The sequence below is a fragment of the Cupriavidus sp. 94F1 genome (genome assembly GCF_057798875.1).
This window is the reverse complement of record NZ_JBYOJT010000001.1, coordinates 375069-401659: the sequence shown is the minus strand read 5'-3', so window position 1 is coordinate 401659 and position 26591 is coordinate 375069. Positions and strand designations below refer to the sequence as shown.

At 63.8% G+C, this 26591-nt stretch carries 27 protein-coding genes and 4 tRNA genes; 25 read left to right on the top strand and 6 right to left on the bottom strand.

Going from position 1 to position 26591, the window contains the following annotated elements:
- Positions 1–199 precede the first annotated feature (199 nt).
- The 14 genes from fabF (at position 200) to nagZ (ending at position 14147) form a co-directional block, all read left to right on the top strand.
- Positions 200–1432, top strand: a complete 1233-nt coding sequence (gene fabF, locus AC3FJ6_RS01800; protein WP_488770464.1) for a beta-ketoacyl-ACP synthase II — start codon at positions 200–202, stop codon at positions 1430–1432.
- A gap of 275 nt (positions 1433–1707) precedes the next feature.
- Positions 1708–2307: an RNA polymerase sigma factor RpoE gene (gene rpoE, locus AC3FJ6_RS01795; protein ID WP_092594264.1), complete on the top strand. Its 600-nt coding sequence runs from the start codon at positions 1708–1710 to the stop codon at positions 2305–2307.
- Positions 2308–2413: 106 nt separating this feature from the next.
- The gene (locus AC3FJ6_RS01790) at positions 2414–3070 is read left to right on the top strand and encodes a sigma-E factor negative regulatory protein (RefSeq protein WP_488770776.1); all 657 of its coding nucleotides are present in this window, start codon (positions 2414–2416) and stop codon (positions 3068–3070) included.
- Between the two features lie 8 nt (positions 3071–3078).
- On the top strand, positions 3079–4158 hold the full coding sequence (locus tag AC3FJ6_RS01785) for a MucB/RseB C-terminal domain-containing protein (RefSeq protein ID WP_487523623.1): 1080 nt from the start codon (positions 3079–3081) through the stop codon (positions 4156–4158).
- Between the two features lie 134 nt (positions 4159–4292).
- Positions 4293–5786, top strand: a complete 1494-nt coding sequence (locus tag AC3FJ6_RS01780; RefSeq protein WP_153945417.1) for a DegQ family serine endoprotease — start codon at positions 4293–4295, stop codon at positions 5784–5786.
- 271 nt (positions 5787–6057) lie between these two features.
- Positions 6058–7851 carry a translation elongation factor 4 gene (lepA, locus tag AC3FJ6_RS01775; protein WP_092594261.1) on the top strand — a complete coding sequence of 598 codons (1794 nt, stop codon included), beginning with the start codon at positions 6058–6060 and terminating at the stop codon, positions 7849–7851.
- Positions 7852–7915: 64 nt separating this feature from the next.
- Positions 7916–8815: a signal peptidase I gene (lepB, locus tag AC3FJ6_RS01770; RefSeq protein ID WP_400393646.1), complete on the top strand. Its 900-nt coding sequence runs from the start codon at positions 7916–7918 to the stop codon at positions 8813–8815.
- Between the two features lie 132 nt (positions 8816–8947).
- Positions 8948–9259 (top strand): DUF4845 domain-containing protein, encoded by a 312-nt coding sequence (locus tag AC3FJ6_RS01765; RefSeq protein ID WP_488770775.1) that lies wholly within the window; start codon positions 8948–8950, stop codon positions 9257–9259.
- Between the two features lie 4 nt (positions 9260–9263).
- Positions 9264–10034, top strand: coding sequence for a ribonuclease III (rnc, locus tag AC3FJ6_RS01760; protein ID WP_092594258.1), 771 nt, complete (start codon positions 9264–9266; stop codon positions 10032–10034).
- Positions 10031–10969: a GTPase Era gene (gene era / locus AC3FJ6_RS01755; RefSeq protein ID WP_488770463.1), complete on the top strand. Its 939-nt coding sequence runs from the start codon at positions 10031–10033 to the stop codon at positions 10967–10969. The genes rnc and era overlap by 4 nt, the downstream gene beginning before the upstream one ends.
- Positions 10970–10974: 5 nt before the next feature.
- Positions 10975–11856 (top strand): DNA repair protein RecO, encoded by an 882-nt coding sequence (gene recO, locus AC3FJ6_RS01750; RefSeq protein WP_488770462.1) that lies wholly within the window; start codon positions 10975–10977, stop codon positions 11854–11856.
- 27 nt (positions 11857–11883) lie between these two features.
- Positions 11884–12666: a pyridoxine 5'-phosphate synthase gene (pdxJ, locus tag AC3FJ6_RS01745; protein WP_488770461.1), complete on the top strand. Its 783-nt coding sequence runs from the start codon at positions 11884–11886 to the stop codon at positions 12664–12666.
- Complete coding sequence (acpS, locus tag AC3FJ6_RS01740; protein WP_400393651.1) at positions 12663–13091, top strand: holo-ACP synthase; 429 nt, start codon at positions 12663–12665, stop codon at positions 13089–13091. The genes pdxJ and acpS overlap by 4 nt, the downstream gene beginning before the upstream one ends.
- A gap of 6 nt (positions 13092–13097) precedes the next feature.
- Entirely contained in the window at positions 13098–14147 is a 1050-nt protein-coding gene (gene nagZ, locus AC3FJ6_RS01735; RefSeq protein ID WP_488770460.1) for a beta-N-acetylhexosaminidase, read from the top strand.
- An 83-nt stretch (positions 14148–14230) separates the two neighbouring features.
- Here the strand turns inward: nagZ and efp are convergent, their stop codons facing one another.
- Both efp and earP read right to left on the bottom strand, forming a co-directional pair.
- Positions 14231–14791: an elongation factor P gene (gene efp / locus AC3FJ6_RS01730; protein WP_400393655.1), complete on the bottom strand. Its 561-nt coding sequence runs from the start codon at positions 14789–14791 to the stop codon at positions 14231–14233.
- Between the two features lie 133 nt (positions 14792–14924).
- Entirely contained in the window at positions 14925–16076 is a 1152-nt protein-coding gene (earP, locus tag AC3FJ6_RS01725; RefSeq protein WP_488770459.1) for an elongation factor P maturation arginine rhamnosyltransferase EarP, read from the bottom strand.
- Positions 16077–16254: 178 nt separating this feature from the next.
- Here earP and uvrC point away from each other — a divergent pair, with 178 nt between their 5' ends.
- The 6 genes from uvrC (at position 16255) to AC3FJ6_RS01695 (ending at position 21313) form a co-directional block, all read left to right on the top strand.
- On the top strand, positions 16255–18333 hold the full coding sequence (uvrC, locus tag AC3FJ6_RS01720) for an excinuclease ABC subunit UvrC (RefSeq protein ID WP_488770774.1): 2079 nt from the start codon (positions 16255–16257) through the stop codon (positions 18331–18333).
- 137 nt (positions 18334–18470) lie between these two features.
- Positions 18471–19070 carry a CDP-diacylglycerol--glycerol-3-phosphate 3-phosphatidyltransferase gene (gene pgsA / locus AC3FJ6_RS01715; protein WP_066730959.1) on the top strand — a complete coding sequence of 200 codons (600 nt, stop codon included), beginning with the start codon at positions 18471–18473 and terminating at the stop codon, positions 19068–19070.
- A 180-nt stretch (positions 19071–19250) separates the two neighbouring features.
- Positions 19251–19326 (top strand) — tRNA-Gly (locus AC3FJ6_RS01710).
- Between the two features lie 91 nt (positions 19327–19417).
- Positions 19418–19493: transfer RNA gene (locus tag AC3FJ6_RS01705), tRNA-Gly, on the top strand.
- A 113-nt stretch (positions 19494–19606) separates the two neighbouring features.
- Positions 19607–19680, top strand: a tRNA-Cys gene (locus AC3FJ6_RS01700).
- 388 nt (positions 19681–20068) lie between these two features.
- Positions 20069–21313 carry a cation:proton antiporter domain-containing protein gene (locus AC3FJ6_RS01695; RefSeq protein ID WP_488770458.1) on the top strand — a complete coding sequence of 415 codons (1245 nt, stop codon included), beginning with the start codon at positions 20069–20071 and terminating at the stop codon, positions 21311–21313.
- On the opposite strand, the gene AC3FJ6_RS01690 is transcribed toward AC3FJ6_RS01695, so the two are convergent.
- Positions 21301–22230 (bottom strand): LysR family transcriptional regulator, encoded by a 930-nt coding sequence (locus AC3FJ6_RS01690; protein ID WP_400396290.1) that lies wholly within the window; start codon positions 22228–22230, stop codon positions 21301–21303. The genes AC3FJ6_RS01695 and AC3FJ6_RS01690 overlap by 13 nt on opposite strands.
- 104 nt (positions 22231–22334) lie before the next feature.
- Between AC3FJ6_RS01690 and AC3FJ6_RS01685 the strand changes: the two genes are divergently transcribed.
- Positions 22335–23426: a YeiH family protein gene (locus tag AC3FJ6_RS01685; RefSeq protein WP_488770457.1), complete on the top strand. Its 1092-nt coding sequence runs from the start codon at positions 22335–22337 to the stop codon at positions 23424–23426.
- Positions 23427–23468: 42 nt separating this feature from the next.
- On the opposite strand, the gene AC3FJ6_RS01680 is transcribed toward AC3FJ6_RS01685, so the two are convergent.
- Positions 23469–23555, bottom strand: a tRNA-Leu gene (locus tag AC3FJ6_RS01680).
- A 181-nt stretch (positions 23556–23736) separates the two neighbouring features.
- Here AC3FJ6_RS01680 and AC3FJ6_RS01675 point away from each other — a divergent pair.
- From AC3FJ6_RS01675 to AC3FJ6_RS01660, 4 genes are all read left to right on the top strand, one after another.
- Positions 23737–24081 (top strand): hypothetical protein, encoded by a 345-nt coding sequence (locus tag AC3FJ6_RS01675; protein ID WP_400397241.1) that lies wholly within the window; start codon positions 23737–23739, stop codon positions 24079–24081.
- On the top strand, positions 24059–24256 hold the full coding sequence (locus AC3FJ6_RS01670; RefSeq protein ID WP_488770456.1) for a hypothetical protein: 198 nt from the start codon (positions 24059–24061) through the stop codon (positions 24254–24256). The genes AC3FJ6_RS01675 and AC3FJ6_RS01670 overlap by 23 nt, the downstream gene beginning before the upstream one ends.
- A gap of 142 nt (positions 24257–24398) precedes the next feature.
- Positions 24399–24665 (top strand): hypothetical protein, encoded by a 267-nt coding sequence (locus tag AC3FJ6_RS01665; RefSeq protein ID WP_488770455.1) that lies wholly within the window; start codon positions 24399–24401, stop codon positions 24663–24665.
- Positions 24666–24879: 214 nt separating this feature from the next.
- A complete protein-coding gene (locus AC3FJ6_RS01660; protein WP_066730950.1) occupies positions 24880–25287 on the top strand; it encodes a heme-binding protein in 408 nt (135 codons plus the stop codon).
- Between the two features lie 242 nt (positions 25288–25529).
- Here the strand turns inward: AC3FJ6_RS01660 and AC3FJ6_RS01655 are convergent, their stop codons facing one another.
- Together AC3FJ6_RS01655 and AC3FJ6_RS01650 are read right to left on the bottom strand one after the other, a co-directional pair.
- Positions 25530–25877, bottom strand: a complete 348-nt coding sequence (locus AC3FJ6_RS01655) for a hemin uptake protein HemP (RefSeq protein ID WP_488770454.1) — start codon at positions 25875–25877, stop codon at positions 25530–25532.
- 282 nt (positions 25878–26159) lie between these two features.
- Entirely contained in the window at positions 26160–26573 is a 414-nt protein-coding gene (locus AC3FJ6_RS01650) for an ExbD/TolR family protein (protein ID WP_153945402.1), read from the bottom strand.
- Positions 26574–26591: the final 18 nt, after the last annotated feature.

Genomic DNA, 26591 nt, shown 5'->3' with positions numbered 1-26591 from the left:
TCATCATATTCCGAGCCACAGAAGGCGCATGGACGGGGCCGTCACGGTCCTGTCATGCCGTTTTCTGTGGCTTTCGTCTGTTCGAAGAAGCTGAACCGGATCGATCCCAAGCAGTGCGCCCCATGCCATGGTTTGACGGCAGGCGCGGCGGGATCCTGAAGTCATCCGATTCCACTTCACGCACTCGTAGGAAAATATAGTGAGCCGTCGTCGCGTCGTCGTCACTGGGCTTGGCCTTGTGTCTCCGGTCGGAAACACGGTTGCCGAAGGCTGGGCCAACCTGGTTGCCGGCAAGTCCGGCATCGCCACCATTACCAAATTCGATCACTCCGCCCTGGCTGTGCATTTCGCCGGCGAAGTGAAGGGCTTCAACGCCGAGGAATACATCCCGGCCAAGGAAGCCCGCAACATGGATACGTTTATCCATTTCGGCATCGCCGCCGGTACCCAGGCGCTGAAGGACAGCGGCCTGGAAATCACCGACGCCAATGCCGAGCGCGTGGGCGTGCTGGTCGGTTCAGGCATCGGCGGCCTGCCGATGATCGAAGACACGCAGATGACGCTGGCCAACCGTGGCCCGCGCCGCATCTCGCCGTTCTTCGTGCCGGGCTCGATCATCAACATGATCTCGGGTCACCTGTCGATCATTCACGGCCTGAAGGGGCCGAACCTGGCCGCCGTGACGGCCTGCACGACCGGCTTGCACAGCATCGGCCTGGCCGCCCGCCTGATCCAGGCTGGCGACGCTGATGTGATGGTTGCCGGCGGTGCCGAATCGACGGTGTCGCCGCTGGGCATCGGCGGTTTTGCCGCGGCCCGCGCGCTGTCGACCCGCAATGATGACCCTGCCGCCGCTTCGCGTCCGTGGGACAAGGACCGCGACGGCTTCGTGCTGGGCGAAGGCGCCGGCGTGATGGTGCTGGAAGAGTACGAATCGGCCAAGGCGCGCGGTGCGCGCATCTACGCCGAGCTGGTGGGCTTCGGCATGAGCGGCGACGCGTATCACATGACCGCGCCGAACACCGATGGCCCGCGCCGCTGCATGGTCGCCGCGCTCAAGGACGCCGGTGTGAACCCGGACGAGGTCAACTACCTCAATGCCCATGGCACGTCGACGCCGCTTGGCGACAAGAACGAGTCGGACGCCATCAAGCTGGCCCTCGGCGACGCAGCCTACAAGGTAGCCGTCAACTCGACCAAGTCGATGACCGGCCATTTGCTGGGCGGTGCCGGCGGGCTGGAATCGGTCTTCACCGTGCTGGCGATCCACAACCAGATCTCGCCGCCGACCATCAACATCCTCAACCAGGACCCCGAGTGCGACCTGGACTACGTGGCCAACACGGCACGTGAAATGAAGATCGATGTGGCCGTGAAGAACAACTTCGGCTTTGGCGGTACTAACGGCACGCTGGTTTTCCGCCGTATCTGAGCCGTATGACGCGCCCGTCCGTGGCGCGTCGCCGGGGCCCCGCCCGCGCAGCACGGCGCGCCCCGGCTTCTTCCGAGTATTCTCCCGATCGTCCCGCCGCAGCGCCGCCGGGTTGCACACGGTGCAACCGAAGTGTGCCGGCCAAGGAACCAAATTGCGTAGCCACGGTCACAGAATGCGCTTTGCGACGCCCGAGGGCGCACGGATCGTAGGTAAAATACAACGCTTGTCGTGACGACAAAACCAAGAGATACACTGCAGCAGGTGAACCATTCGTGAGCGAACGCGAAGCCGATCAGCTTCTAGTTGAACGCGTCCAGCAGGGCGACAAGAAGGCCTTTGAACTGCTGGTGGTCAAGTACCACCGCAAGATCATTCGCCTGATCTCGCGCCTTGTCCGTGACCCCGCAGAAGTGGAGGATGTGGCGCAGGATGCCTTTATCAAGGCATATCGCGCCTTGCCCCAGTTCCGGGGGGAATCCGCCTTCTACACCTGGCTGTATCGGATCGCGGTGAACACCGCCAAGAACTACCTGGCAACCCAGGGGCGCCGTCCGGAAGCGTCCAGCGATATCGATGCCGAAGAGGCTGAAACTTTTGCGGATGGTGAGCAACTAAGGGATATCAATACGCCGGAGTCCATGCTTCACACGCGCCAGGTTGCCGATACGGTGAACCGCGCCATGGAAGCATTGCCGGAAGAATTACGCACCGCCATCACGCTGCGCGAGATCGAAGGCCTCAGTTATGAGGAGATCGCGGAGGCAATGGGGTGTCCGATCGGTACGGTGCGCTCGCGGATTTTCCGGGCGCGCGAAGCGATCGCAGAAAAATTGCGGCCCCTGCTGGGAACGGCAGAGGGCAAGCGATGGTAAGTGAGAATGTCGTGCAGCCAGCGTTGCAGCCTATTCCTGCATCGATAAACGACAAGCGGTAGTGACGGGATTTATCGGTGTTCAATGGAATTTCTTGGGGTTGGAAATGGGTCAGGCTCATAAGCAGTCGGTTCATGTAATGGAAGCAGCGGAGCAGATCTCGATCCTGATGGATGGCGAGCTGCAGGCGCACGAAATCGACGCGGCACTGGATATCGCCAAGGGCGAGACCGGGATGGCCGAATGGTCGATGTATCAACTGATCGGCGACACGCTGCGTTCGGAAGAACTGACGCACGCGGGGTCGACCTCCGATTTTCTTTCCCGCTTCTCCGCGCAACTCGAATCCGAGCCGCACGTGCTCGTGCCGGCCGTGGCCGCCGCGGGCCGGCAGCGCCTGCTGGTGCGTCCGTCGTGGGTGCGCCGCGTCATGCCCGGCACCGCAATTGCCGCCGCAGTCGCGGCTGTCAGCTGGGTGGTCGTGCCGCAGATGCGCGGGCCGGGCGATACCGGCGCGCCGGATGCCATCGTGGCGCGCGTGGAACAGCAGCCGGGTAGCGCGATGAAGGCGGCTGCCTCGATCGCGCCCGCAGCGGGGGGCATCGTGACCGTGTCTGCCGACAACGCGCAGATGATCCGCGATCCGCGTCTCGACGAGTACCTGCGTGCGCACCGCACGTCTGTAGCAACGGACGCCTTTGTGCCGACCATGCGTACAGTGGCCAATGGTGCCAACTTCTCCCAGGATAATTCGCAGGAATAATGCCGGACATGCATAGAGGACGGTCGCTCGCCGATATCGCGGGCGTACACGGAAAGAAGGGCCTGCGCAGGTCCTTTTTTCTGGCCTTGTGTCTGACCGCTGCCGCAGCCACCGCGCAGCCGTCTGACAGCGCGCTGAGTCGACGCGATGCCACCGCGTGGCTCAACAAGATCCATCGCGCCGCGCAGCGCGAAAACTACGTCGGCACGCTGATCTATCAGCGCGGCAGCGTCATGCATGCCTCGCGTATCCAGCACTACAGCGACCTCGCCAACAACGAGTACGAACGGCTGGAAACGCTCGACGGCAAGCCGCGCGAGGTACTGCGCCAGAACGACGTGGTCCACAGCCTGATCCCGGAAGCGAAGCTCGTCGTGATCGAGAAGCAGGAAGCGAAGGACCGCTTCCCTGCGCTGCTCGCCACGAACAAGAGTGACGTGCTGGATCTCTACGACATGCGCAAGCTGCCCGCCGAACGTGTCGCGGGCGTCGAGTGCGAAGTCTTCGCGCTGGAGCCGCACGATGCGGCGCGCTATGCGGTGCGTCTGTGGGCGGACAAGAATTCCGGGCTGCTGATGCGTGCGCAGACGATCGGCGAGGGCGGCAAGGTGCTCGAACAGGTGGCGTTCTCGCAGGTCGACATTGGCGTGCCGTCCGACAAGCAGCGCATCCTGAACGCGATCAAGGGCGCGAATTCGTGGAATCACTACGAAGTTAGCTATCAGCCGGCCAATATCGCCGACGAAGGGTGGACGATCAACGCCCCGATCAAGGGCTTCCAGAAGATCCGCGAGGTGCGCCGCCCGCTCGGCGAGCTGCGTGCGCCGACCCAGGGTGCCAAGCCCGCCGGCGTCTTCGAAGTGCTGCAGGTCGTGTACAGCGACGGCCTGACCGGACTGTCGGTGTTTATCGAGCCGGTGTCCGAACAACGCGCCCGCCGCGAAGGCGTGGCTTCACTGGGCGCCACCCAGGTGGTGGTGCGACGGGTGTCCGACTACTGGATCACGGTGGTCGGTGAGGTGCCCGCCGCAACCGTGAAGCAGTTCGCGGCCGGCGTGGAGTACCGCCCGCCCAAGGCGGTACACTGAGCGAATCTTGGCGTGGCGGCGACGGGGCAGCGGATCCCGCGCCGGACCACCAGGCAGTGCGCTTCGCAGGCGCCCCGGCCTTGGCCTTGCCGCGAAGCATCCGTTTTCTCGCAGATTCTCCCGGGAGTTCGTCGATGATTTCCAGATCCCCCGCCCTGGCGCGGGCCATGGTCCTCGTGGCCATGCTCGTGCTTGGTCCGGCCGTTTCCGAAGTGGGCCACGCCCAGGCGGCGGCCTCGAATTACAACCTGCCCGACTTTACTGACCTCGTCGAAAAGGCCAGTCCGGCCGTGGTCAACATCCGCACCACCGAGCGGGTCCGGTCGCGGGGCGGCAATTCCCCCGAAGACGACGAGATGGCGGAGTTTTTCCGTCGGTTCTTCGGCGTGCCGATGCCCGGCCAGCCGACGCCGCCGCGCCGTGGCCAGCCGCAGACGCCGCCCCAGGGCGAGGAGCAGAGCCGCGGCGTAGGGTCGGGGTTCATCATCAGCCAGGACGGCTACGTGATGACCAACGCCCACGTGGTGGCTGACGCCGAGACGATCTATGTCACGCTGCCCGACAAGCGCGAATTCAAGGCCAAGCTGATCGGGTCCGACAAGCGCACCGACGTGGCGCTGCTCAAGATCGAAGCTACGGGCCTGCCGCGTCTGGCACTGGGCGATTCCGACAAGATCCGCCCCGGCGAATGGGTGCTGGCCATCGGCTCGCCGTTCGGCCTGGACAACAGCGTGACCGCCGGCATCGTATCGGCCAAGGGCCGTGATACGGGCGACTATCTGCCGTTCATCCAGACCGATGTGGCGGTGAACCCCGGCAATTCGGGCGGCCCGCTGATCAACCTGCGCGGCGAGGTCATCGGCATCAACTCGCAGATCTACAGCCGCAGCGGTGGCTACATGGGCATTTCGTTCGCGATTCCGATCGACGAGGCGATGCGCGTGACGGATCAACTCAAGGCGAACGGCAAGGTCACGCGTGGCCGTATTGCCGTGGCGATCAGCGACGTTTCGAAGGAAGCGGCCGATTCGCTGGGCCTGGGTCGGGCGCGGGGCGCGCTGGTGGGCAGCGTCGAGCCGGGCGGTCCGGCCGAAAAGGCGGGCATCGAGGCCGGCGACATCATCCTGAAGTTCAACGGTCGCGATATCGAGAAGGCGTCGGATCTGCCGCGCATGGTTGGCGATACCAAGCCGGGCACGCGGGTGCCGTTGCAGGTATGGCGCAAGGGCCAGACCCGCGAGGTGCAGATCATGGTTGCGGAGCTGGAACCCGACAATGCCAAGGTTGCGGCACGCAAGGGCGACCGGAAGGGCAATAGCGGCGGTGAAGACCAGCCGGCAGCCAAGCCCAATGCGCTGGGGCTGGTCGTCAACGACATCCCCGAAGCGCGCCTGCGCGAGCTCAAGGTCAAGTCCGGCGTGGAAGTGGATACGGCGGACGGTCCGGCGGCGCGTGCCGGCATCCGTCCCGGCGACATCATTCTGCGGCTGGGCGACACGGATGTGACAGGGGCGCGTCAGTTCAACGATCTGGTCAAGTCGCTGGACAAGAACCGGATGGCCGCGGTGTTCGTGCGGCGCGGCGATGCCACCCAGGTGCTGACCCTGCGTCCGAGCCAGAGCCGCTAAGCCATTGCGTGGCCATCAGGGCCGCGAGAAGGTCAACCGAAGCTCGACTGATCGCGCCGGATGCCCTCCGGCGCGATCGTTTTTTTGCCAAGGTGCAGGATCCGGCATGCCGAACTGCCCGGATTCCCGGCGCGCAAAGCCATTTCGCGCGACGGAAGTCCTTGAAAATCCGGTAAAATCGCGGATTGGCGCAAAACCGTGCGCCCCACTTTTTGCCGCGCCCGCACCGTCCTGGTATGCCGGGCCGCGCTGGCGTTTTCCAGATCACTAGATGGACCATATTCGTAATTTCTCGATCATTGCCCACATCGACCACGGCAAATCCACCCTGGCCGACCGGATCATTCAGCGCTGCGGCGGGCTGTCGGATCGGGAAATGGAAGCGCAGGTGCTCGATTCGATGGACATTGAGAAAGAGCGCGGCATCACCATCAAGGCCCAGACTGCGGCGCTCAGCTACAAGGCGCGCGACGGCAAGGTCTACAACCTGAACCTGATCGACACCCCGGGACACGTGGACTTCAGCTACGAAGTCAGCCGGTCGCTGTCGGCCTGCGAAGGCGCGCTGCTGGTCGTGGATGCGTCGCAGGGCGTGGAAGCCCAGACCGTGGCCAACTGCTACACCGCCATCGAACTCGGTGTGGAAGTGGTGCCGGTGCTCAACAAGATCGACCTGCCGCAGGCCGATCCGGACAACGCCAAGCAGGAAATCGAGGAAGTCATCGGCATCGACGCCAGCGACGCCACGCCGTGCTCGGCCAAGACCGGGCAGGGCGTGGAAGACGTGATCGAGGCGCTGATCGCCAAGGTGCCGCCGCCCAAGGGTGATGCCGACGCGCCGCTGCAGGCCCTGATCATCGATTCGTGGTTCGATAACTATGTCGGCGTCGTGATGCTGGTGCGCGTGGTCAACGGCACGCTGCGTCCCAAGGACAAGGTGCTGTTGATGGCCACGGGCTCGCAGCATCTGGTGGAACAGGTGGGCGTGTTTTCGCCGAAGTCGGTCCAGCGCGATGCGCTGACTGCCGGCGAGGTGGGCTTTGTGATCGCCGGTATCAAGGAACTGAAGGCCGCCAAGGTGGGCGATACGATTACCACCCTGGCCAAGCGTGCCCCCGAGCCGCTGCCCGGCTTCAAGGAAGTCAAGCCGCAGGTGTTCGCCGGCCTGTATCCGGTGGAAGCCAACCAGTACGAGGCGCTGCGCGAATCGCTGGAAAAGCTGCGCCTGAACGACGCGTCGCTGCAATTCGAGCCGGAAGTGTCGCAGGCGCTGGGCTTCGGCTTCCGCTGCGGCTTCCTGGGCCTGCTGCACATGGAAATCGTGCAGGAGCGCCTGGAACGCGAATTCGACATGGACCTGATCACGACCGCGCCGACCGTGGTCTACCAGGTGCAGCAGCGCGACGGCACGATGGTCACCGTCGAGAATCCGGCCAAGATGCCCGATCCGAGCAAGATCGAGGCAATCCTGGAGCCGATTGTCACGGTGAACCTGTATATGCCCCAGGATTATGTGGGCTCGGTGATCACGCTGTGCACGCAGAAGCGCGGCTCGCAGATCAACATGAGCTATCACGGCAAGCAGGTGCAGCTCACGTATGAAATTCCGATGGCGGAAATCGTCATGGATTTCTTCGACCGCCTGAAGTCGGTGTCGCGCGGTTACGCGTCGATGGATTACGAATTCAAGGAATATCGTCCGTCGGACGTGGTCAAGGTGGATATCCTGATCAACGGCGACAAGGTGGACGCGCTGTCGGTGATCGTTCACCGCTCGAATTCGCAATATCGCGGGCGCGAGGTGGCTGCCAAGATGCGCGAAATCATTCCGCGCCAGATGTACGACGTGGCCATCCAGGCCGCGATTGGCGCGAATATCATCGCGCGCGAAAACGTCAAGGCGCTGCGCAAGAACGTGCTGGCCAAGTGCTACGGCGGCGATATTTCGCGGAAGAAGAAGCTGCTCGAAAAGCAGAAGGCGGGCAAGAAGCGCATGAAGCAGGTGGGCACCGTGGAAATCCCCCAGGAGGCATTCCTGGCGATTCTGCAGGTGGACGAAAAGTAAGTCCCTGCGCCCTGGCGATAGCAAGCCGGCGATACCAACAAAATCGACATCACTCCAAGCCGTCATGAATTTCGCACTGATCCTTTTTGTGCTGGTGGTCATTACGGGCATTGCCTGGGTCGCGGACAAGCTCGTATTCGAGCGTCAACGCCGCAGCGTCACGCAACTGGCGCTGGCCGAATTCGACGCCCAGCGCCAGCACATGCAGGCCGTGCCGGCCGGCACGGAGCTTGACCGCTCGCGCGCGAAGCTGGCCGAAGAGAAAATGCGCCAGCCGTGGTGGCTCGAATATTCGGCGAGTTTCTTCCCGGTGATCCTGGCGGTATTCGTACTGCGGTCGTTTGTCGTGGAGCCGTTCAAGATCCCGTCCGGGTCGATGATTCCCACGCTGCTGATCGGCGACTTCATCCTGGTGAACAAGTACGACTACGGTATTCGGCTGCCGGTGGTGAACAAGAAAATCGTCGACGTGGGCGAGCCGCAACGCGGCGATGTCATGGTGTTCCGCTATCCGAAGGACGAGTCGCTTGACTACATCAAGCGCGTGATCGGCGTGCCGGGCGACGTGGTGCGTTACGAAAACAAGAAACTGACCATCAATGGCAAGCCGGCCGAATACAGCGCACTGCCCGACTATCTCGACGAGGAGCGTCTGGCATATTCGAAGCATTTCACCGAAAAGCTGCCGGGCGGCCCCGAACATGGCATTCTGAACGACACGGACCGGCCTGCCTTTGTGGCCGGCGCCGATCCGGATTTTCCGTTCCGCGAGAACTGCACTTACAATCAGCAGGGACTGACATGTAAAGTGCCGGACGGTCACTATTTCGTCATGGGGGATAACCGTGACAACAGCCTGGATTCCCGATACTGGGGCTTCGTACCCGACAAGAATATCGTCGGCAAGGCCTTCATGATCTGGATGAATCTGGGCAATTTCGGGCGCGTAGGGTCGTTCAAATAAGCCGTTCACGGCACTACGCAGCGCAAAACACTCAATATAGAGGACAGCGCGATGGGTCAGATGGTTTTGGGTAAAAGGGGGAAAGTCCGCGTATTTGTGATTCATAAATCACGCGGATTTTCGTTGGGATCGATGCTTGTGGTGGTGGCGCTGGTGTTGGCGATAGCGTTGCCGGCATTGAAGTCGATTCCCAGCATGCTGGAATATTTCTCGGTCAAGCGGGCGACCAGCTACGCCAAGGACCGGTCGAGCAACCGCAAGGACGTAGCGGCCAACTTCGACAAGCAGGCCCAGATCGACAATATCAGTTCGATCCGCGGCGACGATCTGGACGTGAACGAGGACGAATCCGGGCGTATTCGCTCGATCGGCTTCGAATACCGGACCGAAGTGAAGATCTATGGTCCGTTGAGTTTTTTGATTACCTATTCGGGAACGCAGTAAAGACATGACCCTCGACGCCTTGCAGCAACGTCTCGGCTACCGATTCAGCAAGCCCGAATTGCTGCAGCAGGCGCTCACGCATCGCAGTCATAGCGCACAGCACAACGAACGCCTGGAATTTCTTGGCGATTCGGTGCTGAACTGTGCGGTGGCGGACATGCTGTATGGCATGTTCGGCAAGCTGGACGAAGGCGATCTGTCGCGGGTACGCGCCAATCTGGTCAAGCAGCAGGCGCTGTACGAGATCGCCCAGATGCTGCAGTTGTCGGACGCGTTGCGCCTGGGCGAAGGCGAACTCAAGAGCGGCGGATTCCGCCGCCCGTCGATTCTGGCGGACGCGCTCGAGGCCATCGTCGGTGCCGTATTCCTCGATAGCGGGTTCGACGCCGCCCGGGCGTTGATCCGCAAGCTGTATATCCCGATTCTGGAGCAGGTGGACCCGCGCACGCTGGGCAAGGATGCCAAGACGCTGCTCCAGGAGTACCTGCAGGGTCACAAGATTGCCCTGCCGCAGTACAACGTCATTGCCACGCACGGTGCGGCGCACAGCCAGCAATTTGAAGTCGAATGCATCGTGCCTAAACTGGAGGTGCGCGTGTTCGGCACCGGCGCGTCGCGCCGTGCGGCAGAACAGGCGGCGGCCAAGCTCGCGCTGGACGAAGTCCAGAAGCTCGTGCCCCAGTTGCTCAAGCGCAGCCGTGCCGAGCGAACAGGCAAGACACGCAAGCAGCCGGTGCCACCGGATCCCCAGTTGTCTCTCAGGTTGAAGGAATGACCGATTCTCTCCCTCCGCAGCAGGCTGCGGCGGAACCCTCTGGTGCCACGGCATTTCGCTGCGGCACCGTGGCCATCGTTGGCCGCCCGAACGTGGGCAAGTCCACGCTGATGAACGCGCTGGTCGGCCAGAAGATCAGCATCACGTCCCGCAAGGCGCAGACCACGCGGCATCGGATCGTCGGTATTCAGACCACCGATGATACGCAGTACGTGTTCGCCGATACCCCGGGTTTCCAGACGCGCCATGCCAGCGCCTTGAACCGTTCGCTGAACCGCGCGGTGACTTCGACGTTGTCGTCGGTGGATGTGGTGCTGTTCGTCGTAGAAGCCGGCTATTTCGGCCCCGATGACGAAAAGGTGCTGGCGCTGCTGCCGAAGAACGTGCCGGTGCTGCTGGTGTGCAACAAGCTCGACCGCATCGGCGAAGGCCGGTCGGAAGTGATGATGCCGTTCCTGGAACAGATGGGGCAGCGTTTTCCGTTCACGGAAGTGGTGCCGATGTCCGCCAAGACGCGCGACCACATCGACCGCCTGCTGGCCATCATCCGGCCCTACCTGCCGGAAGGCGAGCCGATGTACGACGTGGATGCGATGACCGACCGCAGCGAGCGGTTCCTGGCATCGGAAATCATCCGCGAGAAGGTGTTCCGCTGGACCGGCGACGAGCTGCCGTACACCAGCACCGTCGTCATCGACAAGTTCGAGACGGAAGGGCGGCTGCGTCGCATTTTCGCCACGATTCTGGTTGAGCGCGACGCGCACAAGGCCATGATCATTGGCAACAAGGGCAGCAAGCTCAAGCAGATCTCCACCGAGGCGCGCCTCGACATGGAGAAGCTGTTCGACGGCAAGGTCTACCTGGAAATGTGGATTAAGGTCAAGAGCGGCTGGGCCGACAACGAAGCCGGATTGCGCGCCTACGGCTACGAGTGAGCAAGATGCCTGACGTGCGCCGCGGCGCGCCGCGTGCGCGCAGTGCCGATCCGATTGCCGAGGAGGCCGCCGAGGTGCTGGAGTCGGGCGCCATTCCCGCGCTGAGCCCGGCGGTGGCCGCCGGGCGCGAAATGATGGACCGCGCGATGCGCATCGTGCCGGCGCGCTCGGAGTTGCGCGTCACCAACGAGGCGGGGTTCGTGCTGCATGCCTATCCCTATCGCGAAACCAGCCTGATCCTCGACGTCTTCACGCGCGATCACGGGCGCATGGCGATGGTCGCCAAGGGCGCCAAGCGCCCGCATTCGGCGTTGCGCGCCGTGCTGCAGCATTTCCATCCCATTTCGTTGTCGTGGACGGGGCGCGGCGAGGTCAAGACGCTGACCAAGGCCGAGTACATGGGCGGCATGCTGCCGCTGGCCGGCGATGGGCTGCTGTCGGGCTTCTATTTGAATGAATTGCTGTTGCGATTCTGCCCGCGCGAGGATGCGCATCCTGCGCTGTTCAAGCACTACATGATCACGCTGACGCGGCTGGCGCATGGCGAGCCGGCCAGCCTGGTGCTGCGCGGCTTCGAGCGCGTGCTGCTGCAGGAGACCGGCTTCGCGGTGGCGTTCGATCAATGCATCAAGACGGGCGAGCGCGTGCAGCCGGGCCTTGATTATGTCTACCAGCCGGAGCGTGGCGTACGGCGCGCGCATGCCAGCGATCCGTCGACCTGGCCCGTGGTGTCGGGGCAGACGCTGCTGGACATGGCGCAGGACGACTACGCGCGCGCACAAACCGTTACGCAAAGCCGCGCGCTGATGCGGTTCCTGCTGCATTATTATCTACAGGGCGAGCCGCTGAAAACGCGCCAGATCCTGATCGATCTGCAGTACCTTTGATTCCCCATTCCCTCTGAGCAAGCCGGCATGATCTTCCACGCGAATCCCGGGGTCATCGACCTCGGCGTCAACATCGATCACGTTGCCACGCTGCGCAATGCGCGCGGCACCGTCTATCCGGACCCGATCCAGGCCGCGCTGCAGGCCGAAGAAGCCGGCGCCGACCTGATTACGCTGCACCTGCGCGAAGACCGCCGCCATATCCGCGATGCCGACGTGCGTGCGCTGCGTCCGAAGCTGGCCACGCGCATGAACCTCGAGTGCGCCATTACTGCCGAAATGCTCGACATCGCGTGCGAGATTCAGCCGCAGGACGTGTGCCTGGTGCCGGAGAAGCGCGAGGAAGTGACCACCGAAGGCGGCCTCGACGTGGCCGGCCATTTCGAGCAGGTCAGCGCGGCGTGCCGCCAGCTGGCCGATGCCGGCATCCGCGTGTCGCTGTTCATCGACGCGGACCCCGACCAGATTGCCGCCGCCGCCGCGTGCAAGGCGCCGGTGATTGAAATCCATACCGGCGCCTATGCCGATGCCCACACGGCCGAGGCGCAGGAAGCGGAGTTCCAGCGCGTGGCGCAGGGCGTGACGGCTGGCCAGAAGCACGGCCTGATCGTCAACGCTGGCCACGGCCTGCATTACACGAACGTGCAACGCATCGCGGCACTGCCGGGCATCAAGGAGCTGAACATCGGCCACGCCATCGTGGCGCACGCGGTGTTCGTCGGCTGGCAAAATGCCGTGCGCGAGATGAAGGCCATCATGGTGGCGGCGCGGCTGGGTACCCGTTATCCCGTGCCGGGGCAGCCGGCGTGATCTACGGCGTCGGCACCGACATCATCCAGATTGATCGCGTGCAAGGCGTGATGGATCGCACGCGCGGCCGGTTTGCCGAAAAGGTACTGGGGCCGCGTGAATTGAAGATCTATCACGCGCGCAAGGTGCGCTCCGAAAAGCGTGGTCTGGCGTTCCTTGCCACGCGCTTTGCCGCCAAGGAAGCCTTTTCGAAGGCCATCGGGCTCGGCATGCGCTGGCCGATGACCTGGCGCGCGATGGAATTGCTGAACCTGCCGTCTGGCGAGCCCACCCCGCAATGCACGGGCGAGCTGGCCGAGTGGGTTCGGGAACGCGGCCTGACCATTCGGGTCAGTGTCAGCGATGAACATGAGTATGCGGTCGCCTTCGCGATCGCGGAGCGGACGGGGCAGCCCGGTCCGCTGCCTGAACCAGCCTCGAACTGAACCGATATGAACAATAAAGTGTCCGGCAAGCGTCCGGGTCCCGTGGTGCTCGACGTGGTGGGCAAGCAGCTCAATGCCGAAGACGAGCGCCGCATCGCGCATCCCCTGACCGGTGGCGTGATCCTGTTCGCGCGCAATTTCGAGTCGCGCGCGCAGCTGGTGTCGTTGACGCGTGCGATCCGCAATGTGCGCGACGATGTGCTGATCTGCATCGACCATGAAGGCGGCCGCGTGCAGCGCGCGAAGACCGACGGCTTCACGCACCTGCCGGCCATGGCCAGACTGGGCCAGCTGTGGGACCGCGATGTGCTGATGGCCACCAAGGCGGCCATCGCCTCCGGCTATGTGCTGGCGGCCGAGCTGCGCGCCTGCGATATCGACCTGAGCTTCACGCCGGTGCTGGACCTGGACTTCGGCCGCAGCGGCGTGATCGGCGACCGCGCCTTCCATGCCGATCCGCGCGTGGTCACGATGCTGGCCAACCACCTGACGCACGGCCTGCTGCTGGCCGGCATGGCCAACTGCGGCAAGCATTTTCCGGGTCATGGCTACGTGGAGGCCGATTCCCATGTGGCGGTGCCCGTCGACGAGCGCCCGCTCGACGAGATCCTGGCGCACGATGCGCGCCCGTATGACTGGATGGGGCCGGCGCTGGCCTCGGTGATGCCGGCACACGTGATCTATCTCAAGGTGGACCCGGCGCCGGCAGGATTTTCGCGCTTCTGGCTCCAGGACGTGCTGCGCACGCAGCTGGGTTTCGAAGGCGTGATTTTCAGCGACGACCTCAGCATGGAGGGCGCCAGCGTTGCCGGTACCGTCACGCAGGGCGCCAGGGCTGCGCTCGATGCCGGTTGTGACATGGTCTTGATCTGCAACAACCCGGAAATGGCCGATCAGCTATTGTCGGAACTCGACACGTCGATGTCGAAGACGTCGCAGCGGCGTATTCGCAAGCTGTTTGGCCGCCGCAAGCCGCTGGACTGGAACAAGCTCCAGCAGGAAGGCGAGTACCGAGCCGCGCTGCGTCTGCTGAAGGACCTGGATCTGGTCAAGTAAGGATTGGGCCGGCCGCCGGCCGCGGCGGACGACAAAAAGGGCAGCCGAAGCTGCCCTTTCTCTATCGCGTGGCGCCGTGAAGCTTAGTTGGCGCGGCTGCGGTATTCGCCGGTACGCGTGTCGATTTCGATCTTGTCGCCGATGTTGCAGAACAGCGGCACTTGCAGTTCGAAGCCGGTGTTGATCTTGGCACCCTTGAGCACCTTGCCCGACGAGGTGTCGCCCTTGACGGCCGGTTCCGTGTAGATGATCTCGCGGACCAGCGTCGTCGGCATTTCCACCGAGATTGCCTTGTCGTTGTAGAACACCACTTCAACGGCCATGCCGTCTTCGAGGTAGTTCAGCGCGTCGCCCATGCTGTCCTTCTCGACTTCGTACTGGTTGAAGTCGCCATCCATGAACACGTACATCGGGTCGGCGAAGTACGAGAACGTGCATTCGCGGCGCTCCAGCACCACCACTTCGAACTTGTCGTCGGCCTTGAACACCGACTCGCCCGGGGCGTCCGTCAGCAGGTTCTTGTACTTCATCTTGACAACAGCGGCGTTACGGCCCGACTTGTTGTACTCGGCCTTCTGAACCACCATCGGGTCGGAACCGATCATGAACACGTTGCCGACGCGGAGTTCCTGTGCGATTTTCATCTGAACTGTCTTCCTGAAAAAAATGGTCCGGGCGCAAGGTAGGGGGAGCACCCGGAATTCGGTATGGCGAAGGCGCGCAGCCGGCAGTTTGTTCTTGGGCCTTGAAACTTGGCTCGCCATCAAAATCAACCGGCTATTTTACCTGATTTTCGCTAAAGGCCACGAGATTCGCTGCGAGGTCGCCCAAGTGCTGCAACTGCCGCTGCCAGCGGTCCATGCCGGCGGTCAGGGCGGGCAGATGTGCCTGCAGCGCCGCCCAGTCCGGCGCCGTGCCGTAGCCGTTCCACGCATGGGAGAAGGCGATCAGCGCGACGGATGCCTCGGGCGCCACCCCAGCCCGCGCAAAACGGGTCAGCCAGGCATCGAGCTTGATGTGGTGCGCTTGGTCGTCCTGCGGGTAGATATGCCAGATCATCGGGCGGGCGGCCCAGTGGGCGCGCACGCAGGAATCCTCGCCGCGCACGAAGTTGACGTCGCAAGCCCAGAGCAGTTCGTCATAGTGCTCCTGACGCACGAACGGGATGCCATGGACGACAAGATTGCCGCGATGGTGCGTGGTACCCGGCGGCGCCGCCGCGCCCAGCCATTGGCCGATCTGTGTGGCGGCCAGCCCCTGGGGCACGAAGCATTCGATCGGCGTGGCACCGTCGCGCCATTGGTCGAGCAGGGCGGGCATGGCCGGATTCTCATAGGCGAACAGGCTGGCCCGCAGCGCCCCCGGCGTGGGCTGCACGCCGAGCCGGTGCCACAGCGTGGCCTGCGCGGCCGGGCTGGTGCGGAAGGCATCGCGTGAAGCACCGATCATCGATTCGCGCAACAGGCCGCCCGTACCCCGCGCAAAGCCCGGAAAGAAGAAATATTTGGTCAGCGGCAGGCGCGGATGGGGCGACGCCATCGCGTGGTGCTCGCTGACCCAGTCCTCGGCGCTCAGGTATTCCAGATTGATCCAGACCGGCTTGCGCGGCGCGGCGGCCATGGCGGCCAGGAACGACTCGGGCAGATGGCAGGCGAACGCCTCGATCACCACGTCGTGCGGCGCGGGGGCATCGAACGGGGCGTCCGGCTGCGGCGCCCAGCGCCGCACTTCCACACCGGCCAGGCGCTGATGCGTGGCGGCCGGGTCGATTTCCGGTGCCAGCCGGGCAAAGCTGGCCAGGTCATCCACCCAGAGCCGGACCGCATGGCCGTGCTCCTGTGCCAGCTGGCGCGCCAGCCGCCAGCAAACGCCGATGTCGCCGAAGTTGTCGATGATCGTGCAGAAAATGTCCCAGGAACGGATAGGCATGACGCGGAGGGTTTGGCGAAGATACGACGAGGACGCAACGAAGGACGCGGCGAGGGCGGCCGGCGGCCACGAAGTCTTCCGGACGAATTGCTCTAAACTTGCGATTCTAGGCCAGCGCCCCGTGTGGGCGCATGGATGGCGCACCGATGGCGCCCCTTATTCGTTCAATCCGCCCGCGATGCCCGAGCAGGAACCCGTCCCCCAGACCGACCCCGTGATATCCGAATCCGAAGCCGCCCCGACCGAGGTGCAGGCTCCGGAGCCCCCCGATGTGCCGGACTTCGATCCGCGTCCGATCCTGGCGCGGATGCCCGGGCTGCCCGGCGTCTATCGATATTTCGATGCCGATGGCAATGTGCTCTATGTGGGCAAGGCGCGCGACCTGAAGAAGCGCGTATCGAGCTATTTCAACAAGACGCTGTTGTCGCCGCGTATTGCCATGATGGTGGGCAAGATCGCGCGAATCGAAACGACTGTCGTGCGGACCGAAGCCGAGGCGCTGCTGCTTGAGAACAATCTCATCAAGGCGCTGGCGCCGCGCTACAACATCCTGTTTCGCGACGACAAGTCGTATCCGTTCCTGAAGCTGACCGGCCACAAGTTTCCGCGCATGGCGTATTACCGGGGCGCGACCGACCGCAAGCACCAGTACTTCGGTCCGTTCCCGAGTGCGCATGCCGTGCGCGAGAGCATGCAGATCCTGCAGAAGGTGTTCCAGTTGCGCACCTGCGAGGACACGGTGTTCAACAATCGCACGCGGCCGTGCCTGCTGCATCAGATCCATCGTTGCACCGCGCCCTGTGTGAACGCGATTTCGCAGGAAGACTATGCCCGGGACGTGGGCAACGCCGCGAGCTTCCTGCAGGGCCGCGAGACCGAGGTGCTCGCGGGTCTGCAGCAGAAGATGGAGTCGCATGCGATGCAGTTGCAGTTCGAGCAGGCCGCCGCCGTGCGTGACCAGATTGGCGCGTTGTCGACGGTACTGAAGCGGCAAGCCGTGGAAGAAGTCGGCCAGGCGCGCGATATCGACGTGCTGGCCGTGGCCGTGCAGGGCGGCCGCGCGTGCGTGAACCTGGCCATGGTGCGCGGCGGACGGCATCTGGGCGACAAGGCCTACTTCCCTGCCCATGCCGATGAAGCGGCAATGATCGTCGAAGAGAGCGACGACACCAGCGAGGCATCGGAAACATCCGAGGCGCCCCCCGGTGAGGCTGCAGCCGGAGCCGCGCCTGCGGCCGACGCGGGCCCGTTGTCGGTCGATCGCATTGCCGCGCGCGTGCTGTCCGCCTTCATGATCCAGCACTATCTCGATCAGGCGCCCCCGCCGATCATCGTGGTCAGCCATCTGCCGGCCGACGGCGCGGTGGTCGAGGCGCTGTCGATGCAGGCCGGCCGCAAGGTGGCGCTGGTGCGGCAGCCCCAGGGGCAGCGCAAGGTGTGGCTGGAGATGGCTGCGCAGGGCGCGGGCCTGGCGCTGGCCAGGCGCCTGGCCGAGCAGGGCAGCCAGGAGGCCCGCACGCGCGCGCTGGCCGAGACCATCGGCCTGGACATGGAGGACCTGGCCATGCTGCGTATCGAGTGCTTCGATATCAGCCACACGGCAGGCGAGGCCACACAGGCGTCGTGCGTGGTGTTTCATCACCATGAGATGCAGAACAGCGAGTACCGGCGCTTCAATATCACCGATATCACGCCCGGCGACGACTACGCCGCCATGCGTCAGGTGCTGACGCGCCGCTACCAGAAGCTGGTCGAGCAGATTCAGGAGGATGGCGGCGATCCGAACGCCGCCGGCGCCAAGGGCGTGCCCCGCATGCCGCGCGTGGTGCTGATTGATGGCGGCAAGGGCCAGGTCGAGGTGGCGCGGCAGGTGTTCGAGGAACTGGGGCTCGATATTGGCCTGCTGGTCGGGGTGGCCAAGGGCGAAGGGCGCAAGGTGGGGCTGGAGACGCTGGTATTTGCCGACGGGCGTCCGTCGCTGGAACTGGGGCAGGGTAGCGCTGCCCTGATGCTGGTGGCGCAGATCCGCGACGAGGCGCACCGCTTTGCAATCACCGGCATGCGCGCCAAGCGGGCCAAGGCGCGCACCACGTCGCGGCTCGAGGAGATCGAAGGCGTGGGCGCACGCCGCCGCCAGAAGCTGCTGACGCGATTTGGCGGCCTGCGCGGCGTAATGGCGGCCAGCATCGACGAACTTGCCAGCGTGGAAGGCATTTCTCGCACGCTGGCCGAGGAAATCTACCGGCAACTGCACTGAGACCCGTCCCTGGCAGGTATTGGGCGGCTTTCGGCCCGAAATTAGCGGGTTGGGGTCGAAATCGGCGACAATCGCGCAATCCGCCTTGGCGACCACATCGCAGACCAGCCAGATTCTGGCGCACGAACGCACCGTCCATGCCACTGAATATTCCCATCCTGCTGACCTGGCTTCGCGTGGCCATGATCCCGCTTGTCGTCGGGGTCTATTACCTGCCCGAGGCCTGGCTGCCGATGCATACCAAGAACGTGACGGCGGCGTCGTTCTTCATCATCGCGGCGGTCACGGACTGGCTGGACGGCTTTCTGGCGCGGCGCTGGAACCAGACCTCGGCCTTCGGCGCCTTCCTGGACCCGGTGGCCGACAAGCTGATGGTCACGGCGGCGCTGCTGTCGCTGCTGGCCCTGGGCCGCGTGGCCGACCTGATCGCACTGGTCATCATCGGCCGCGAGATCACGATTTCGGCCCTGCGTGAATGGATGGCGCAGATCGGGGCGTCGAAGAGCGTGGCCGTGAACTTCCTGGGCAAGCTGAAGACCACCGTGCAGATGATCGCCATCCCGCTGCTGCTGTTCAACGACACGCTGTTCGGCCTGGATGCGTCGCTGCTGGGTACGCTGATGATCTACGTGGCGGCTGTGCTCACGCTGTGGTCGATGATCTACTACATGAAGCTCGCGTGGCCCCAGATCCGCGAGCGCAGCGATGCGTTGAGCGGGGCGCGGACACAAAAATGAAATTCCCTGCAAAAAGTTGTTGACGAGCCGGTTCTCTCTTTGCAATAATCTCGTTCTCGCTGCTGACGACGCAAACGAAAGCAGCAAGATAAGCGGTACTTAGCGCGAATTGCCGGCATAAAGCTGCGTAGTTAAAAGAAGTTGCGCGATAGTCTGCTTTTCGGTATGATGCAGGGCCCTGCGGGAGTAGCTCAGTTGGTAGAGCGCAACCTTGCCAAGGTTGAGGTCGCGAGTTCGAGACTCGTCTCCCGCTCCAGGTTAATGGCATCCGGTGACATGGCGATGTTGGTCAGGTCGGCGGAACGGCAGCGCAAGCTGCCACGGCAGTAAAAGTTGTACGGTTGTACGCGGGAGTAGCTCAGTTGGTAGAGCGCAACCTTGCCAAGGTTGAGGTCGCGAGTTCGAGACTCGTCTCCCGCTCCAATCCCAAAGGGAAGCAACGCTTCCCTTTTTCTTTAGCGGGGTTGCATCCCCGTCGCGGTGTCGGCAGTCACGACGCTCGCGGCGAATCCGGATACAATCCAGCATCGTCACCTGGCGGGGTGGCAGAGTGGTTATGCAGCGGCCTGCAAAGCCGTGTACGCCGGTTCGATTCCGACCTCCGCCTCCAGTTGCAAGCCGACGGCGCCCATGTGGCGCCGTTGTGTTTTTCAGCGCCGGCATTCGCCGAACTTCCCCAGTTTTTTGCGATTCCTCTCATCTTGAGCGGGGTGGCTCGCGTGTTACATTACGTCATGCCGTACGCATCCGGGACGGCGCCTGGCGTGGCAAGCCACCTCGCGTAGTCGTATTCCGATGCACTCCCTCCCGCCGCGGCGCATGGCGAAATTGCGATGCACCCGCGGTCTGCGGCCGCTCTTCCCGTACCACCAGCAACGATCCAGGTTCTCCCCTGTCCGCGACATGCCGCTGCGCATGCTGCGCCGGCGGGATGGCGCGTTGGCGCGACGGTGGTGCATCCCGATGATCGAGACAACCAGAAAAGGAACCCCAGACGCATGCATCACGCCACCCCGCTTATCAGCACCATCGTCGGCGGTATCGTGCTGGCGTTCGTTCTGGGCGCCATCGCCAACAGGTTCCGGCTGCCGCCGCTGATCGGCTACCTGTGCGCGGGCATCGTGGTGGGGCCGCACACGCCGGGCTACACGGCCGACCAGGCGCTGGCGCCCGAACTGGCGGAACTGGGCGTGATCCTGCTGATGTTCGGCGTGGGCCTGCATTTCTCGGTCAAGGACCTGTTGGCCGTGAAGAAGATCGCCATTCCTGGCGCGATCGTCCAGATCGGCATTGCGACGGCGCTGGGCATGCTGGTCGCCTGGGGGTTCGACTGGCACTGGGGCCAGGGCCTTGTCTATGGGCTGGCCCTGTCGGTGGCCAGTACCGTGGTGCTGCTGCGCGCGCTGCAGGAGCGTGATCTGATCGAATCGCAGCAGGGGCGCATCGCGGTGGGCTGGCTGATCGTGGAAGACCTGGCAATGGTGCTGACGCTGGTGTTGCTGCCGGCCATGGCCGGACTGCTCGGTGGTGGCGCGGAAGGCGAGGCCGCCGGAGCATCGGCGCCAACCACGATGGATGTACTGGTCGAAATTTTCTCGACCCTGGGCAAGGTGGCGGCGTTCGTGGCCGTGATGATGGTCATCGGCCGGCGCTTTATCCCGTGGATGCTCGAACGCATCGTGTGGACGGGCAGCCGGGAGCTGTTCCGCCTGGGCGTGCTGGCCGTGGCGCTCGGCGTGGCGTTTGGCGCCTATTCGCTGTTCGGTGTCTCGTTTGCGCTCGGCGCCTTCTTTGCCGGCATGGTGATGGCCGAATCGGAATTCAGCCATCGGGCGGCAGAAGAATCGCTGCCGCTGCGCGACGCCTTTGCTGTGCTGTTCTTTGTCTCGGTGGGCATGCTGTTCGATCCGATGGTACTGGTGAACGATCCCTGGGGCGTGCTGGCGACGCTGCTGATCATCCTGGTGGGCAAGTCACTGGCCGCGCTAGGCATCGTGCGTGCGTTCGGCCACGATACGCGCGTCGGCCTGACGATTGCCGTAAGCCTGGCGCAGATCGGAGAGTTCTCGTTCATTCTGGCCAGCCTGGGTGTCTATCTCAATATCCTGCCCGAGCGTGGCCAGGCGCTGATCCTTGCGGGCGCGCTGCTGTCGATCCTGCTCAATCCCGTCATGTTCCATCTGCTTGACCGCTACATGGCGCGCGCGGACGGCGACAGGCAGCGCGATCCTCAGCCAGCCTGAGGGGATGGGAGCACGGGCGCGGCCCCACGCAGGTATTCGGTGAAGGCCAGCAGGCCCTGCGTCGGAAACTTGTCCTGATGGACGACCAGTTGAAGCGGCCGGATCACACGCGGCAGGCCGCTGCGCAGCGCCACCAGCAGACCACGCTCGATTTCGTCGCGAACGACGTGAAGGGACAGGCAGCTGACGCCGAAGCCGCTCATGACGGCGCGCTTGATGGCTTCCGCGTTGCCAAGCTCCAGCGCGAAACGTAGCGCGCCGAGTTCCGGCACCAGACGGGCTTCGATGATTTCGCGGGTGCCCGAGCCGGGCTCGCGTACGATCCAGTCGGCTTCGCGCAGCATGTCGTGCAGGGTGTCCGGGCGGTCGGCGGCCGTCGCCAGGGGATGCGACGGACCGGCTACCACCACCATCTCATCGTCGCACCAGTGCATGCTGCGCAGGTCGCGCTCGTGGCTGGTGCCTTCGATCAGCCCGATATCGACTTCGAACTTCACCAGCGCCTGCAGCACGTCATGGGTGTTGCCGATGCGCAGGTCAAGGGCGCAAGGGCCGGTCTGGGCGTTGCGAAAGCCCGCCAGCAGCGCCGGCAGGATATAGCTGCCGATAGTGTTGCTGGCCGCGATGCGCAGTTGCACGCCCCCTTCGGACGCAAATCGCTCCAGTTCATGGGCCTGATCCAGCAGCGACAGCGCGCGCGGAAAGAACTGGCGTCCGGCTTCGTTGATGGCCAGCCGGCGTGCCACGCGGTCGAAAAGTGCACCGTTGAGCGCACGTTCGAGTTCGGCCAGCGACGCGCTGACGGCGGACTGCGACATCGCCAGCGAATCCGAAGCCGCAATCGTGCTGCCGTGCTGGGCGACGGCAACAAACACCTGCAACTGGCGCAGGGTGAGGCGGAGCGGGCGCTGTTCCATGTTCTATCGATATATCCGGTTACGCATAACGATATTACCCGTTTTACTGGTTAGCAACCGATGCGTACGCTGCAAGGCATTGCACAAGACCCTTGTTTGCTGCCATGTCTACGGCTCCTGCCCCCCATTCGATTTCTGTTGCCATCGCCCCGTCCACGCTGACGCTGTGGCGCAAGCGCATCCTGACGCTGCTGCCCCTGGGCGCGATTGCCTGGCTTGCCCAGGTGCTGGCCGATCATCCGGCCATCTCGCAATATGGCTTGTCGGCCCTGACGCTGGCGATGTTCGCCGGCATGATCGCGGCCAACACCATGCCCAGGCACTGGCTGACGCCGCTGGCCCCGGGCATGCAGTTCGCGCGTCATCACATGCTTCGTCTGGGGGTGGCGCTGTATGGCCTGCGCCTGACGTTTGGTGCCATCGCGGCGCTGGGCGTCGGTGGCATCGTGGTGCCGTTGCTGATGCTGGTGGCCACGCTGCTGTTCGGTACGTGGGTGGGCTCGTCGTTCTTCGGCCTGAGCCGGCGCGAAGCCATCCTGGTGAGCGCGGGCAGTGCGGTCTGTGGTGCCGCAGCCGCCATCGCGGTGTCTTCGGTGGTGCGCACTGACGATCGCCAGACGGCTGTCGCCGTGGCGACCGTGGTGCTGTTCGGTACGGCCGGCATGCTGCTGTACCCGTGGATGTACGAACTGGCCACGCAACACTGGAACGTGGCGGTGAGCGAGCGCGCCTTCGGTATCTTCACTGGTGCCACGCTGCATGAAGTGGCGCAGGTGATCGCGTCGGGCAAGATGGTCAGCGATGCCACGGCCGACGCGGCCGTGGTGGCAAAGATGGTCCGCGTGCTGGCGCTGGGGCCGCTGCTGCTGGTCATGGCCCTGTGGCCGCGCACGAGCTGGTCGCAGGAATCGGGTGCTGCGCGCAACCTGAAAGGCCTGCTGCGCTCGGTGCCCTGGTTTGCGGTCGGCTTTGTCGCGGTGATGGCGCTGAACTCGGCGGCACTCGTGCCCGGCGAATGGAAGCCTGCGCTGACGGCCCTGGACAACTGGCTGCTGGCCTGCGCGATGCTCGCCATCGGCCTGCATACGCGGATTGGCGACCTGCTGCGCGCTGGCCGCAAGCCGCTGGCACTGGCTGGCCTGCTGTTTATCTTCCTGATGGTGGTGGGCGCCGGTCTTTGCGCGGTGCTGGTGTGAACGGCAAGGGGCGCCGAGCACCTGGAGGAAAGCTGGAGAGGCTGGTGCGGCCGACGGGACTCGAACCCGTAAGCCCGGAAAGGCGGCAGATTTTAAGTCTGCTGAGTCTACCAATTTCTCCACGGCCGCACGGCAAGCCCGGTATTGTCGTGGCTTAGTCCACAGGAAGCAAGCTGGACACGTCACCCCCGAGATGTGATCCCGCTGTTACCGGCGGTAACAATGTCGCTACCGCCGTTTCACCTGCAAGTTCGTGACCTCGTACAATAGCGAGTATCGGGATTCGTCCCAACTCACAGAGAGCACGATCATGAAACGTTGGTTGTTCGCAGCATTCGGTGTGGCCGCCGCACTGGCGTCGGGCGCTGCAATGGCGCGTGTGAACGTCGACGTGGCGATCGGTGTTCCGGGCGTTGTTGTGGGTGGTCCCGCCTACTATGCGCCGGCCCCGGCCTACTACGCGCCGCCTCCGCCGGTGGTTGTGGCGCCGGCGCCTGTCTATTACGGCCCGCCGCCTGTCGTGGTGCGTCCGGCCCCGGTCTACTATGGCGCGCCACGCTATTACGGCTATGGTGGCCCGCGTTATTACTATGGCCCCGGCTGGCACGGCCGCGGCTACTACGGTGGCGGTCATGGCCACGGACATCACCACTGACCCGTGTGCCTTGCCGAAGCTATTGAAAGCTGTTTGTCAGGAAAAGCCCCGATTCGGGGCTTTTTCTTTTGCCGAGGCGATCGATGGCGATCATCGCGGCAGATTTTTCCGGAACGCTTTGGTGGAAGATTGCGCGTGTCGGTTCCCGACGATTTTCGTCGCTCAAAGTTTTTGATGCGTACGGTCAAGCCATCTGGATATTCGGCTAGGGGTTTCCACCTAAACTGGCTCACGTGACGCCGCTTCCACAGCAACGCTCCCAGGGACCACCTGCTGATGGCGCGGCGCCCGTCGTCAAACAGAACAAGGGGATTCACATGGCACTCAGGAAACGTCTGGCGGCAGCTGCCGCGATTGGCGCGCTGGTCGCGCTCTCGACATCGGTTTTCGCCGCACCGGTCAAATACGACATCTACAGCGGCGGCCAACGGGCGGTGGATACGCGTGACGTCTATACCGATGGCGCGCGCATCAGCAATCGCGACGTGTACACGGACGGTGCGCGCGTGACCGGATCGCGCGATGTGTATTCGGACGGCGCGCGGGTAACCGACCGCCGCGACGCGTTCAGCGACGGCGCCTGACCGCGGGGCAGACGCCCGGACAAGCAGGGCCCGCGATATCGGGAAGATATCGCGGGCCTTTTCGTTTTCCGCGCCGGGTGGGAGCGGCGGCAACCTGACCGTCAAGCCTTGCGAAGGTGAAGCAGTTTTGCCTTCGAGACGGCGCGGATGACGTCATGTCGCGTGGGAGGGGCGCGATATACTGCAGCCTCAACCCTGAACGATGGAGAGAGGTATGCAGCAAAAGACCGTACTGACGGCTGACGACGTGAAGAAGGTGCTGGTCGCCGCCGAGGCCGAAGCCACGGCAAACAACTGGGCTGTCACGATTGTGGTCGTCGACGACGGCGGTCATCCGCTCGGCTCGATTCGCCTGGACGGCGTGGCGCCGATCTCGGCCTACATCGCCACGGAAAAGGCGCGTACGGCGTCGCTGGGCCGTCGCGAATCGAAGATCTACGAAGACATGATCAACAACGGCCGCTACTCGTTCATGACGGCCCCCGTGCTGCAAGGCATGCTGGAAGGCGGCGTGCCCATCGTCGTGAACAACCAGGTGGTGGGTGCCGTCGGCGTGTCCGGTGTGAAGTCGACCGAAGACGCGCAGATTGCGCGCGCCGGCATCGCCGCCCTGGGCATCTGATGCCTGGTAGCTCCCCGGCGGCGCTGCGCTGACCGGAAGCAAAAAGCCCCGCAGGCGCAATGCCTGCGGGGCGGTATAAAAAGATGGCATGGCTGGCATCGGCCGTTCAGGCAAAGGGTCTGGATTGTTTGCCTGGCAGGGAAGTCCGATCGTCTGGCTACTGCCCAACACCCGTTGGACGGGTGGTCCCCACAAAAGTCGTTACAGAGAAATCCGGCTGCCGTGCTGCTGCTGTCTGCCCGTTATTTGGTCAGGATCAGCTTGCCGTAGCGGGTGACGCGCAGCGTATAAACGTCGCCGTTATGCAGGATCGGCAGCGTCGTGGCGCCTTGCATGATCGCCTCGAGCGGCACGGCAGGGGTGTCGGTATTGCTGGCAGGCGTCTGGCGCATCAGTGCTTCCAGGCGGGCGGGCAGGGCGGCGACGGCCGACTTGACCGACTCCAGCGCCGACGAGGCTGTCGACGAGGTGCCTGACGGCGCAGCGGCCGTGTCGCGGCGCGACTGCTGGGCGACCTCCACGCGGCGCAGGGAGAGGCGGCGGCGCGTGACTTCACGCGGTTGCGACAGCGGCAGGCTCAGGGTGCTCATGGTCTTCTCCGTTCGAAGTTCCGGTGTTCCGTCTGCAAGACGGACGGTGGTTGTCAGCTCGATCCGCACGCTGCGAATCACGATGAACAGAGCTTAAATGAGAACCGTTATCATTACAAGCGTCTTCGCATGAAGTTACATCTGTGACGCAATCGTTGCTGTGAGGGATGGTGGCGGGACCGTCAAGGCGGGCGTTGCGGGCTTGGCGCCCCATGCAAAAGGGCACCCGAAGGTGCCCTTGCGGCGAAAACGAAGCGGCTCCAGAGCGCCCGCAAAGGCGGGTCAGTGCTTCGGTTCGGTGATAAAGCCGATCTTGCCCAGCCCGCCGTGCTGCGCGGCGGCCATGACTTCGGCCACGCGCTCGTAGCGCACGTCGCGGTCGGCGCGCAGGTGCAGCTCAGGCTGCGGCTGCAGTTGCGCGGCGCTCGCAATGCGCTGTTCCAACTGCGCCTGATCGACTTCTTCCTGGTTCCAGAACACCTTGCCTTGGGCATCGACGGACACGTTGATGCTTTGCGGCTTGGCGTCGTTGGGCTGGTTGGTCGCACGCGGCAAGTCGATCTTGACCGCATGGTTGATGACGGGAATCGTGATGATGAAGATGATCAGGAGCACCAGCATGACGTCCACCAGCGGGGTCATGTTGATCTCGCTCATCACCTCGTCATCGTCGCCGTCGAGGGTGCCGAATGCCATGATGCTTTCCTTCAGGCG